This is a genomic window from Bacillus sp. FSL W8-0519 (assembly GCF_038005585.1).
GTDB classification, from domain to species: domain Bacteria; phylum Bacillota; class Bacilli; order Bacillales; family Bacillaceae_G; genus Bacillus_A; species Bacillus_A paranthracis.
Genome location: NZ_JBBOTL010000001.1, coordinates 5,245,231 through 5,258,387, shown reverse-complemented (window position 1 = coordinate 5,258,387; position 13,157 = coordinate 5,245,231). Strand labels below are relative to the sequence as shown.

At 32.2% G+C, this 13,157-nt stretch carries 12 protein-coding genes and 1 pseudogene; 5 read left to right on the top strand and 8 right to left on the bottom strand.

Annotated elements, in window-relative coordinates:
- Positions 1-57 precede the first annotated feature (57 nt).
- From NST14_RS27595 to NST14_RS27575, 5 genes are all read right to left on the bottom strand, one after another.
- On the bottom strand, positions 58-1,512 hold the full coding sequence (locus NST14_RS27595; protein ID WP_001172390.1) for an oligosaccharide flippase family protein: 1,455 nt from the start codon (positions 1,510-1,512) through the stop codon (positions 58-60).
- Between the two features lie 228 nt (positions 1,513-1,740).
- The gene (locus tag NST14_RS27590; protein WP_000046732.1) at positions 1,741-1,866 is read right to left on the bottom strand and encodes a hypothetical protein; all 126 of its coding nucleotides are present in this window, start codon (positions 1,864-1,866) and stop codon (positions 1,741-1,743) included.
- 103 nt (positions 1,867-1,969) lie between these two features.
- Positions 1,970-2,320 carry a DUF2304 domain-containing protein gene (locus NST14_RS27585; protein WP_001121772.1) on the bottom strand — a complete coding sequence of 117 codons (351 nt, stop codon included), beginning with the start codon at positions 2,318-2,320 and terminating at the stop codon, positions 1,970-1,972.
- Between the two features lie 6 nt (positions 2,321-2,326).
- The gene (locus tag NST14_RS27580; RefSeq protein WP_061131912.1) at positions 2,327-3,055 is read right to left on the bottom strand and encodes a glycosyltransferase family 2 protein; all 729 of its coding nucleotides are present in this window, start codon (positions 3,053-3,055) and stop codon (positions 2,327-2,329) included.
- Positions 3,056-3,267: 212 nt separating this feature from the next.
- A complete protein-coding gene (locus NST14_RS27575) occupies positions 3,268-3,780 on the bottom strand; it encodes an acyl-CoA thioesterase (protein ID WP_000412121.1) in 513 nt (170 codons plus the stop codon).
- 298 nt (positions 3,781-4,078) lie between these two features.
- On the opposite strand from NST14_RS27575, the gene NST14_RS27570 reads away from it, so the two are divergent.
- Positions 4,079-5,392, top strand: a complete 1,314-nt coding sequence (locus NST14_RS27570; RefSeq protein ID WP_001015645.1) for an ArnT family glycosyltransferase — start codon at positions 4,079-4,081, stop codon at positions 5,390-5,392.
- A gap of 92 nt (positions 5,393-5,484) precedes the next feature.
- Here the strand turns inward: NST14_RS27570 and NST14_RS31060 are convergent, their stop codons facing one another.
- The 3 genes and pseudogenes from NST14_RS31060 to NST14_RS27560 all read right to left on the bottom strand — a co-directional run bounded on the left by NST14_RS31060 (position 5,485) and on the right by NST14_RS27560 (position 7,548).
- A complete protein-coding gene (locus NST14_RS31060; protein ID WP_369805093.1) occupies positions 5,485-6,291 on the bottom strand; it encodes a methyl-accepting chemotaxis protein in 807 nt (268 codons plus the stop codon).
- Positions 6,289-6,666: pseudogene (locus NST14_RS31055) on the bottom strand (protoglobin family protein); the annotation flags it as partial. The gene NST14_RS31060 and the pseudogene NST14_RS31055, both read right to left, overlap by 3 nt.
- Positions 6,667-6,915: 249 nt before the next feature.
- Entirely contained in the window at positions 6,916-7,548 is a 633-nt protein-coding gene (locus tag NST14_RS27560; protein ID WP_000924376.1) for a trimeric intracellular cation channel family protein, read from the bottom strand.
- 493 nt (positions 7,549-8,041) lie between these two features.
- Between NST14_RS27560 and NST14_RS27555 the strand changes: the two genes are divergently transcribed.
- From NST14_RS27555 to NST14_RS27540, 4 genes are all read left to right on the top strand, one after another.
- Positions 8,042-9,514, top strand: coding sequence for an O-antigen ligase family protein (locus NST14_RS27555; RefSeq protein ID WP_000880772.1), 1,473 nt, complete (start codon positions 8,042-8,044; stop codon positions 9,512-9,514).
- 95 nt (positions 9,515-9,609) lie between these two features.
- Positions 9,610-10,719 carry a glycosyltransferase family 4 protein gene (locus tag NST14_RS27550; RefSeq protein ID WP_001221233.1) on the top strand — a complete coding sequence of 370 codons (1,110 nt, stop codon included), beginning with the start codon at positions 9,610-9,612 and terminating at the stop codon, positions 10,717-10,719.
- 21 nt (positions 10,720-10,740) lie between these two features.
- A complete protein-coding gene (locus NST14_RS27545) occupies positions 10,741-11,481 on the top strand; it encodes a WecB/TagA/CpsF family glycosyltransferase (protein WP_000290741.1) in 741 nt (246 codons plus the stop codon).
- A 292-nt stretch (positions 11,482-11,773) separates the two neighbouring features.
- Positions 11,774-12,973 carry an MFS transporter gene (locus tag NST14_RS27540; protein WP_000521096.1) on the top strand — a complete coding sequence of 400 codons (1,200 nt, stop codon included), beginning with the start codon at positions 11,774-11,776 and terminating at the stop codon, positions 12,971-12,973.
- The last annotated feature ends 184 nt before the right edge of the window (positions 12,974-13,157 follow it).

Below are 13,157 nucleotides of genomic sequence, written 5' to 3'. Positions count from 1 at the left end.
ATAAGAAAAGAGACGTGCTATTCAAAAGTGAATGGTACGTCTCTTTTTATTACGTCTTTAAGATTTTTTAAATTTAGATGTTAACTTAGAAAGAGCCATGAATAAGATTTCATCTTTTGTCAGGAATAGCAATAGAGTATATGCAAGTCCATTTGTGACAACTAATGCTAGAAATAAAGGAATTGTTCCTGACACGTATAGTTGAACTACATAAGAAATTGGAAAGAATGTAAGGGAATAGAATAAATATTTAAAGTTGGCCATCGTAAATAGGTGATAGTTTACCTTTAAAGATTTTTTGATATAAAAATATATATACACAACAAGTAATAGCGTTGCAATTGTTGTTGTCAAAGTTGCTGTCGTTGGTGTAAATAAATTGATCTTTAGCAGTATTACTTTAAGTATAATATTTATAACCCCAAATACTAATAGCGCACGTACCAATATATGTTCTTTACGTTTAATGTACATAATTTGATTTCCAAGAATGGATTGGATACCTAATATAACCATGTAAACAGAAAAAATAGCCAATGTAGGTCCAGCAGCAGCATATTGTGCGCCGCCATAGATTACAACAATTAAATTCGAGACAATGATAATTCCTATAGCTGCTGGGAATAAGGTGATGAAATAAAGTTGAGATATTGTATTTAATAATTTATCATATGCTGTTTCATCATCACCTTCGGATAAGTAAGAAAGCCTTGGTAAGGTTACTTGTATAACGCTTAACATGAGTAAGTTAATAATAGACATAATTTGAAAAGCCATTACATAGAAAGAAACATATTTTTCGCCTACGTATTCTCCAAGGAAGAAGCGATCCAAGTGAGTATAAAGTATATGCGCATTTGAGAAGATGGCGATTAATAATAATGGTTTTAAATGTTTTTTGATAGTAATATTTGAAAAATCGAATTTTACAGTGCGTCTTATATATATATAACTAATAATATTATTTAAGAAATTAGAAAGTACTAATAGTCCTGTAAATTGATAAAAATCTTGAGCAGTTTGTACAAAGATAAAAAGCATTACGACATAAATTAATTTTACAATGATGGTCTTTAATGTAATAAAGTCGAAATTTTCGTAGGCTTCATTTAGCCACTCTACATAAAAAATATTTGCAATAAAGTTAAATCCAAATATGAGGAGGATATAAAATAAACCTTTTTCCGCATATCCGAAGTAACTAAATAGTAAATATGCTCCAAATGTTAATAAATTCGTGAAGATACTTAATATAAATAAACTAGTAAATAATTGTTCAGATTTCTTTTTATTATCCTTAATGGCACTAATTTCTCTTAATCCATATTGATGGATGCCAAATACAGCAAAAATGAAGAAGTAAGTAAAAATTGTTTCAGAGAAGTTCACTTTCCCCATCGAAGAGGCACCTAGTGTACGATAAGCATAGGGGCCAACAAGAATTGGAAGTATGACATTGAAAATGTTTAATAAAATTTTGTATATAATATTTTTAGCAATTGATTTTTGCATAATAGAACCCTTCTAAATATATTTTTAATTTTGTAATGAACCAAAATATTTATTCTAAAATTTTAAAAGTAAGAACAAGAACATCTGTATAAGTTTACCGCATATAAACTTTGTAAATCAACTTTTTATATTATTTATAATGTGTATAAAAGGTAGTTATTCTGTTTGGAGCTGTATACTTGGAATAATAGGTAGTCTATTATGGGAGGTTTTGATTAAGAAATATAATTATTGATTATTTATATCGCTATATGGAGTAACTCCTATAGATTTAACAATTATTTTTTCGCTTTCTGTATCATCCAAATATTGTTTCACTACTTGGATTTTTTCTGTTGAAGAAAATTGAGCCATAAAAAATGCACTCCACTTGTTAGAATATGTCTAACAAGTGGAGTGCCCTTCAATTCTTAATATGAAAGTAAGAGGCTTTTGTATTAAGAATTGAAATGATAGGTTAATCTTTGTCTGGCTCAGTTGCATGTAGTTTTTGCTTTAGTAACGCATAATCTTGCGTTAATGTTACAAGTTGATGATGTTGTTTAGAAATTTTTCTTGTTAGATCAAAAATTAAGATGAAACAGAATAATAATCCAAATAAAAATAAAATGGAAGGGGGATATTCTACTTTTAGTAGTTTTCCAATCCAGTTTATAATTTTATCGGTAGAACTTAAAATAGCCATTGCAATACAAACAAAAATCCACAAAACAGCATATTTCGTTTCTAAAGTTCCGCGACGAATAGAATTAATAATTAATAATAATAATAATAAAATAAAGATGAATGAAAAGGTAATTATAGGCATTTATTATCAACCTTTCACGATTTTTTGCATCAATATAGCAAGACTTACCTTAATCATGTAATATGCAGATTTAAAAGGTGTGATAGAAGATTGTCCACCTTGTCGCTCTTGCATATTTACAGATATTTCATTAATGCGAAGTTTTTTCTTTTTTAAATGAATAAGAACTTCTGGTTCTGGATAATCTTTTGGATAATTGTGTGCAAAAATTGTAATTACTTCTCGATTGATAGCACGATATCCAGAAGTTGGATCCATAAATGTTTGTTTTGTTAGTACTTTCAATAGGGCAGTAAAATAAAAAATACCGATTCTTCTGGAAATACTACCTTTATATGCTGTTTTTTCTGTAAAACGTGACCCTAGTACCATATCGCATTCATCTTCAGCGATAGGCTTTATAATTTTATATAAATCATCTGGGTTATGTTGTCCATCAGCATCGAACTGAATCGCAATATCATATCCATTCTCATATGCGTATTTATATCCAGTTTGTACAGCTGAGCCAATACCTAGATTATACGGTAAATTCACAAGGTGAACAGGAAATTCTTTTACGATTTGAGCTGTTTTATCGTGTGATCCATCATTAATAACGCAAATGCTTAATCCAATAAAATGCTGTTTTAGTTTTAATAATCTTGTTAATGTATCTGCAATTGCCTCTTCCTCGTTATACGCTGGAATAATAATTAACGTTTTTGGTATTGAAATTGGTACTTCAATAGTCATTACCGCACCATCCCTTATATACTTAATCATATTATGGTTATTTTTAAACGAACTTTCTTTAATATACCATTAACAGTATAACAAAATAAAGGAAAAGCTGGTGCATGATTTAAGAGGACAGATTGAGAATAAAAGGATAAGGGGGAATATTTTGCATAAAAAATACATGCAAGGAAGAAAGAACCTATGCATGTATATGGAAGAGTATCGTATTAAATATTCCAAGGTTTATTTAAAGTTAAAACCTCAGCCATTTCTTTACTTTTTAAACGTCCTTTTTTTCTATTTTCCGCGCGTTCTGAACCGGTTGTGTGTAACCAATGTTCTTCTTCAGTTTCAGGAAGTACTTGTGGTACGGACGAAGGTTTTCCATCTTTTATTGCCACAAATGTAATGAAGCAAGTGGCAGCAATTCTACGCTCGCCTGCTAATAAATTTTCTGCGATTACCTTTACGAAAACTTCCATTGAAGATTTCCCTGTATAACATACAAATGCTTCATAACAAACAGAATCAGCTTGGTGAATTGGAGTTAAAAAATCAACTGAATCAATAGATGCTGTTACGCAATGTTTACGACTATGTCTTGCAGCCGCAATTGAAGCAATACTATCAATTTCTGCTAATAATTTCCCTCCAAAAAGTGTTTGGTGATTATTTAAATCGTTAGGAAAAACACGTGTTGTTTTAATTGCTTTTGATTCTCGCATGAATTTCTTTTCCATATATTCAGCCCCTATAGTCTGTTTTCAATCAGAATAATATGTGTAAGTGGATTACTCATATTAGATATTTAATAAAGTAAAGCGTATTCCAAAAGAGGATTATTTAAACTTCTGTATTTGTATTCATGTAACTGAAAGAAAATTTATTTTATCTAAAATGTAGTGTAAAAGAGGATTCGCTTACATTGCAAGTAAAAAGTAATGACTATGTATTTGTCATAGAAATTCCCTATCAGCCGTGTACCCATTCATGATAGAATCGTTTTGTTATGAATGGAAATAGAGGTGCAATGGACATATGAATCATATACAAACAAATTTTTCATCTTTCTTCAATAAAATTACGATTGGTGCGATGCTCGCATTTTTTGTTTATAGTTGTTGGACAGCATTTGAGACAAGTAAGCAATTTTTTGGAGGAAGTACAACAAGTGTAACAATCATATTGGCAATTTTCGTCATACTCATTTTGTTAGTGGCAACAATTCTACAATATCGTTTTACAGACAAACAATTTCTTATTTTTCTTATAAGTATATCTATAGTTGTGAGGCTTAGTATGCTGTTATTTGTAGACGCTCCAATAATTGGTGATATGAAAATGATGTATGAGTCTGCAAAGGAGATTGCAATTGGTAATAATATAGGGACTATAACTCATTTGCCGTTTATTATATATGAGTCAGTAATTATTCGTATATTTGGTGATACATTATTTGCTTTACAACTATTTAATGTGTTATTTTGCGCAGGAACTGCATTTTTTATTTATCGTATTGCGGCAATGGTTTTTGGAGAAGAATGCGGTCGTATTGCTTCCACATTTTATGCTCTGTATATTCCAAATATATTCATGAGTTCCGTATTAACTCCTGAGTCACTTGCAATATTTTTATTTTATTTTGCTTGTTACATACTTTTATATAAAGGATTAGATCATCCTTATATGTGGGTGTTTTCAGCGATTTTATTTGCATGTAGTAATATGATTTTCCCAATGGGATTATTTCTTCCTATTTTTATCACGATATATGTATTATTAATTGAAGCGCTTCAATCAGCAACGAAACAAAAAGTGTTACTAAAGACGATAGGGATACTTATTCTGTTTTATAGTGCTCATTTTAGTGTGAATTATGGAATTAAGACAATGGGACTGTCACAATATACGATCTCGAATGAGACGTATGTTCAATCTGTCTTAATTGGAAAAGCGCAACGTGAGGAAAAAGTATCGAAAAATCAAAGTGTAACAGAGCATATTGATCAGAAGTTAAAAGAGATTGAGGGAGAAAGATTTAAACTTTTAGAACCGGTGATAAATCAGTTTTCAGATGAGGGGATAAATTCTACTCTTTTCAAATGTGAAAAACTGATATATATAGCGGTAACATTGTTTATGACTATAGCTCTATTACACTTTCTTATTAAGAAACAACAAAATGAGGGATATATGTTGTTCTTATTGTTAATTAGCGGATACGTATTGTTAAAGCTCTTCCAAGTCGATATGGCATATTATAATCTTATTGTGCCAGCATTGTTTATTTTGCAAAGCTTTGGTGTTTATATGAGTTATGTGTATTGTCAAAAAATATTTTTCAGAAAATAAAAAGAATCCAGTTTGGATTCTTTTTTTATGGATAGAAGATGAAAGCTAAGAGTCAGCAGGGATAAAATATCTCTACTGACATAAACTTCACTCTATCGATTTAATTCCAGTTGTAAACTATCGGCTGTTAGAGCCATTTTTGAGGAATCGTCTTGAATTCCTTTCATTACTTGTGAAATGGTTTCTAACTCATTCTCAATTTTTTTATTCTGTTCTTTCGAGTTAGACATGTCTTTTACGATTTCTTGGAAGTATTGATCCGTTGCAGACATACTATCAGTTCCTTCAGATACGAGAGAGCTAATTTGTTTCACGGAAGAAGAGACACGAACAATCTGTTCATTTGTTTTTTCAACGAGCTTTGTAACGTTAAATATAGATTCTTTCGTTTGCTCTGATAACTTTCTAATTTCTCCAGCTACAACAGAAAAGCCTTTGCCAAATTCCCCAGCACGCGCAGATTCAATTGCAGCGTTTAGTGCGAGTAAATTTGTTTGCTCGGCAATTGATTTTACAATATCTATAATTTCGTTAATTTTGTTAGAAATATCGAGAAGTTCATGTGTATCTGTAATAATCGTTTCCATGTTCGTTTGAATGTATTCCATTCGTTTATTTTGCTCATTTAATTGTTCTTTACCTTTATTTGCTTTTTCTTCTGATGTTGTAGCTAATGACGTACCTGTTTTAGCAATTTCTACAATCGTTTCAGATTTAGCGGTTAACTGCTGAATAGAAGCGCTTGTTTTTTCAGATACAGATGCTAGTTCTGTTGCAATGTGCGTAATGGTCATAGCTGTTATTTCTTTTTCTTTTTCAAGTTCTTTTTGCATTCTTTCATATTCAGATTCATAAGACGCAATAACGAGTTCTTGTTCAAGAGTAAGTAATTTGTTTATTACGTTTATAGAATAAGAAAAATCGTCAATTGTTGTAATTTTCGTTTTTAAAATCTTCATGATAGAGCGGAATAATTCTTGATAAGCGGCAGTATACCATTTTCTATGTAACCCAATTTGTACATGTCTTTTTGCAATTCTAACACGTTGTTCAATAAAGTCTTCATGCATATCTCCACTAAATAATTCTTTTATATGTGTTTTTAAAGTTTGCTTTAGTTTTGGAATAGAGCTATAACGTTCGATAATCGTAATTAAATTAGGCTGTTTTGTAATATTGGAATAGAATTTTTCAGTAATCCAATCAATTTCTTCATAAATAAAAGGCTGTAGTACCTTTACGATTTGTAAATCTTCTTTTGAAATATGTAGCATATCCATTTGAATTTTCAGTTCAGAATTAGTAGGAACGTTAAAAGTGATTTGTTGATTCTTACTTAATTCAAGTATACTTACGTTTGTTTTATTGTTATGTTTTTTAAAAACCCCAAGCATCGTTCTTCCCCCTGTTTGTAAAGCGTTTTCATTTTTGGTTCTAATATAATTATATATTTTTATATACAATTACTCTATGTTAGTGTGTAGAATAGTATATAAATTAAGAGAATTCCATATAGAATTCTCTTAATGACCTTTATTAATTTTAGCATGTGTTTTAAAGAAAACTGGGAAATGTACATTATATATGACAGTGACAACACGAATAATGAATGTTACTAATAAACAAACATAGAAAGCCAATACGTGTGCCCCCATTGCATATGTGATTAGGAAACTAATTGCCCCTAAAATAGAAGCGATGGCGTAAATTTCTTTTCGGAAGACGTAGGGGATATCTTGAGCGCAAATGTCACGCAAAATACCGCCTCCAATACCTGTAATAACTCCCATTGAAACAACTAAAAATGAGGCGTCAACATGATGTGACATTGCCGCATTTGCACCAATAGCTGTAAAAACGCCTAAGCCAACAGCGTCAGAAAGCATAATAACAACTTGAAGTTTATTGATACGCTCAAAAAACATACAAGTAAATAATGCTGATAATACGCTTACGAAAAAGTAAATGGGTTTAACAAATGCGACGGGAGGCAGGTTACCGATCATAATATCACGAATAATACCGCCGCCGAGCGCAGTAGCTACAGCTAAACAAAGGACACCGAATAAATCTAAATCTTTTTTTAAACCAACTAATGTACCAGAAATGGCAGCGGCGATAATGCCAAGAAACGTAAATATATCGATTAATAACATGGCCTTAATCCCTTCCTCTTAAAGATGTTCCAGAGAAAAAATATACACTAAAGTATTGGAAATAACAATTACTTTTCGCTACATGTAGAAAAATGGATAAAATACATAAAGAAAGCGTTTGAAAATGTTTGGAAAATAGCTATAAAGTAATTTGAAAAAGATATGAAAAGATTGATTTTACATTTTTTGGTGTTACCTACTTGGTAAAATGTTACAATGGTAGGTATGTTGTTTACATCTGTATAAAATGATAAGAAAATATGTATATACTGACAAAAATAAGGGGATGGTTGTTAGATAGCTTTTGTAAAAATAAGGAGTATAGCGAAAGAACAGTAATTTCTATTACTGATTAATACTTGTCCTGGCTAGTTTTAGCTGGAAAAATAGTTCTCGATTTGAATATGAGTTATGTTATAATTGCTAGGTGTGTTTGAATGATAAAAAATTATGATTAAAAGATAATGTTAAGATTTTGTATGGAGGTCTTGGAATGTTAGCAAATCAAGCTAGGGTTAGATTTGAGCGTTTTTTGCTCTTTTTTATTATTTTACAGCCTGTTTTAGATTTATTAACGTCTCTTAGCATCACTTTATTAAAGTCAAGTGCTACCGTTGGAATTTTAGTAAGATTCCTTATTATGGCTGTTGGTAGCATTTATATTTTAATTCAGGCAAAAGAGAAGGGAAATAGAAAGTTTTTAATTTATCTGATATTATTAGCCGGAGTTTTAGGGGTAGGATTTATTAATAACAAACTAGTTAAGGATCCTATTGTACTTGGTGAAGAAGTTAAATTCGTTGCGAAAGCATTATATATATATATCATGCTGGGGTCATACATTTTAGCTTTAAAATCATTGAAAAAGAAAGTTAATATTAGTGATAAGGTTCGAAATAGTATTGTATATTCTACATTAATCATTAACGCAATTATGGTTATTTCTATTTCAACATCTACTGACTTTGGTAGTTATGAATGGATGAAGGTAGGTTCTCGAGGTTGGTTCTATGCAGGGAATGAACTAGGTTCAATCTTAGCTATTATTTTCCCTATTGTGGTACTATATTCTATTCAAAAAACAAAGAGCTGGAAACACGTTTTATATTGGATTCCATCGCTTTTAATGATTTACTCATTAATTCAGGTCGGTACGAAAGTAGGAATGGGCTCAATTGGTGCTACGTTAGCGGCAGCAATCGGGATCATTGTACTACAATTATTATTTGATAGAAAAAATCCGAACAAAAAATCCCTTGCGTTTAATGCAGTAATTGCTATTGTCCTATTAGCTGGTGTAGTTGGAACGTTTAAACAAACGCCATTAGCACAAAATATGGGCATTCACAATAACTATTTATCAGAGCAAAATGTGGCACAGCAAGGTCAAAAAGAAAAAGAAATTAAAGAGAAGCTGAAAAAAGAGCAAGAACTTAAAGCAAAAGAAGAAAACCATCATAAAGTTGAAAAGCCAGAAGAAAAGGCAAAGATAGAAGAGGAAGTTAAGAAAGAGCTTGAGAAAGAGCAAAAGAAAGAAAATCAAGAAAATCTTATTTTCAGCGGACGTCAAGTATATGAAGAAAGACATAAGCAGTTCTTTAAAGAAGCGCCAACGTCACAAAAGTTATTAGGAATGGGTTATGCAGGTAATTTTAAATATAATGAACAAAAGCAGCCAGATCCAAAGCTAATTGAAATGGACTTCCATGATTGGTTTTATGACTTTGGGATTATTGGTTTTGCATTACTAATGATTCCATTTATTTATTACGGCTTAAGAATCCTACTAGTATTTATTACAAGGTTTAAAGAGATATTTAATATAAAATATGGAATGATTGCAGCAAGCTTATTGTTAGCATTAGGTATTGCTTATATTGCAGGACATATTTTAACAGCACCAGGAGTTGGGATCTACTTTGTAGTGGTGTTAGCTTATCTAATTGTAGACTTAGAAATTGAATGATTAAAATAAAAGCTAACTTTTGTTAGCTTTTATTTTTTAGTACAGTAAAATAAAGATAGATGGAAATGTGGCGAGGATTTAAAGGAGGAAAAAATATGAGAATATTGCATATGAATGCAGGAGCAGAAGATGGGGGAGGGAAAACACATATTATTTCACTTCTCGATCAGTTTCCAACTGGTGAAGTAGAATTAGCGGTATTTGAAGATGGAATTGTTGCGAAAGAAGCAAGAGAGTTAGGGATAAAAGTCCATGTGTTTTCACAAAAATCCCGCTATGATTTATCTATTTTAAAGAATATAAGCGAATTCATTAATAATGAAAAATTTGATATAGTTCATACGCATGGTCCTAGGGCTAATTTCTATGTTTCTTTAATGAAAAAGAGAATAACGGCAAAATGGGTAACGACTATTCATAGTGATCCATTTGAAGACTTTACTAAACAAGGCTTAAAAGGTTGGATTTTTACGAAATTGAATTTGAAAGCCTTAAAAAATATAGATTTATTTTTTGTTGTAACAAATAGATTAAAGAAAAGTTTAGCTGCTTTAGGTATTTCTAATGAAAAGATGCATGTTATTTATAATGGAATTGAATACGATAAGGAAAAAGCAGAAGGTTATAATAAAAAAGAAATGTTCAATATTGATGAAGATGTATTTACGGCAATCCAAGTAGCACGATTGCATCCTGTGAAAGGACATGAAGTTCTATTCGATGCGTTACAACGAACAAAATTAGAGAAAATTAAAGTATTGTTAGTTGGCGATGGCCCGTTAGAAGAAAATCTAAAGTCATTGGCTACTGAAAAAGGGATTAATAATAAAGTCGAGTTTTTAGGGCATCGTCAAGATGTAAAACAATTATTTGCGTCGTCACATGTGAATTTATTAACCTCCCATAGTGAAGGATTTCCACTAGTTTTATTAGAAGCGGCAAATCAACGCGTACCATCAATTGTGACTAGGGCTGGAGAAATTGAACCATTAATTGTAGATGAAACGTATGGATGGATTGTGCCAACAGATGATGGAAGGGCATTAGCATTAGCTTTAGAAGAAGCGTATGATAAGTGGAAAACTGGAGAATTAGCAGCAATGGGGAAACATATTTATGAGCATGCTATTATGAACTTCTCACTTCAAAAACTATATGAAGATACAAAGGAAACATATAAGCAATTAATAGCGAAAAACTTGTAATGATAGAGAGGATAGTTAACTATGGCAGTACAAACAGTTGATATTCTAGGCGTTCCTTTTTCTACAATGACAATGGATGAAACGATCCAATATTTAAAAGAACAACTAGAAGTGGAGCGAACACATACTTTTCAGGTAGTAACAGCAAATCCTGAAATTGTTATGTGTGCAAAAAAGGATGAAGCATTCCATCAAACATTATTAAATGCAGATTTAATTACACCTGATGGTATTGGAGTCGTAAAAGCAAGTGGTATGTTAGGTACACCTGTAAAGGAACGTGTAGCAGGTTTTGATTTAATGTGTAATTTACTTGCGGCGTTATCAGAAGACAATAAACCAGTATCAGTTTTCTTATTAGGTGCAAAACCGCATGTTGTACAAGCTGCAGCAGATCATTTAACGAAGACGTATTCAGCTGTATCTATTGTGGGTATACAAGATGGGTATTTTAAACAAGAAGAAGAAGAGAATATTGTTTCTCGTATTCAAAAGGCAAAACCAGACTTATTGCTTGTTGCACTTGGCTTCCCGAGACAAGAGAACTTTATCCAAACGAATAAACATCGTTTAGAAACGAAAATGGCCGTTGGAGTAGGCGGAAGTTTAGATGTATGGGCTGGAGAGGTAAAACGTGCACCAAAATGGATTCAAGCGATCCATTTAGAGTGGTTTTATAGATTGTGTAGCAATCCAACGCGTTGGCGTCGTCAGTTAGTATTAGCGGAATTTTTAAAAGAAGTCATGCGTTCAAAAAAGTAGCGTTCTATCGCTACTTTTTTATTTGTCCATTTTTAATAAAGTGCGTTTTTATTCATCTACTACCGATTGCGGACACTTACTAATCGGGTGTTTAATGGCCATGGTTTTTTTATCTATCTCTCTTTGCTTCAGCTGAATTTTGAGGTGAGGGGTCTTACTGCCCTCAAATAGTCGGATAAGTATTTTACTTTTTGGGAATGATGAAGGAGAATTTTTTACCAAAAGTATTTTACTTATACAATTCACACATGTAAAATGATGTGTAAAGACAGCTGTGTAAGGAGGACTTCTTGTGGGCAAGGTGAAAGAAATTTCGAAGCGAAAGCTACTTGGTATAGCGGGGCTTGGATGGTTATTTGATGCAATGGATGTTGGAATGCTTTCATTTGTAATGGTAGCGCTGCAAAAAGATTGGGGATTAAGTACCCAAGAAATGGGCTGGATAGGCAGTATTAATTCAATTGGTATGGCGGTCGGGGCGCTCGTTTTTGGAATACTATCAGATAAAATAGGGCGGAAATCAGTCTTTATTATTACATTATTATTATTTTCTATCGGTAGTGGTTTAACGGCTTTAACGACGACACTTGCTATGTTCCTTGTTTTACGATTTTTAATTGGTATGGGGCTTGGTGGAGAACTTCCAGTTGCTTCTACATTAGTATCGGAGAGTGTTGAAGCACATGAACGTGGCAAAATAGTTGTGCTATTAGAAAGTTTTTGGGCAGGTGGATGGCTAATCGCAGCTCTTATCTCGTATTTTGTTATACCGAAATATGGTTGGGAAGTTGCGATGATATTGAGTGCGGTTCCGGCACTATATGCTTTATATTTAAGGTGGAATTTACCGGATTCTCCAAGATTCCAAAAGGTTGAAAAAAGGCCATCCGTTATCGAAAATATAAAGTCAGTTTGGTCTGGAGAATATCGTAAGGCAACAATTATGTTATGGATTTTATGGTTTTCTGTTGTCTTCTCCTATTATGGCATGTTCCTTTGGTTACCTAGTGTAATGGTATTAAAAGGATTTAGTTTAATAAAAAGTTTCCAATACGTACTTATTATGACGTTAGCTCAATTACCAGGTTATTTCACAGCTGCTTGGTTTATTGAACGTCTTGGTCGTAAGTTTGTTTTAGTTACGTATTTAATTGGTACAGCTTGCAGTGCTTACTTATTTGGAGTGGCAGAGTCATTAACGGTATTAATCGTAGCAGGCATGTTACTATCATTCTTTAATTTAGGTGCTTGGGGTGCATTATATGCTTATACACCTGAACAATACCCAACAGTTATTCGTGGTACAGGTGCAGGGATGGCGGCAGCATTCGGTCGTATTGGTGGTATTCTTGGACCGTTATTAGTAGGATATTTAGTTGCTTTACAGGCTTCACTATCACTAATATTTACGATTTTCTGTGGATCAATTTTAATAGGCGTATTTGCTGTAATTATACTTGGGCAAGAAACGAAACAACGAGAATTAGTATAAGGTAAAACTTTAATCGGTAAGTGATCTCAATTATTAGTCCGTACCAATTATGTTTTAGAGTAGTAAAACTAAGAGCCCATGTTTTCTCATTCAGTGGGTTTTACTGCCTACAAATAACGGAAAAAAGGGCAGGGGGAACCATGATGGTTCCCTTTTTTCTGTTTTTTTAGATAAATAATGGTAT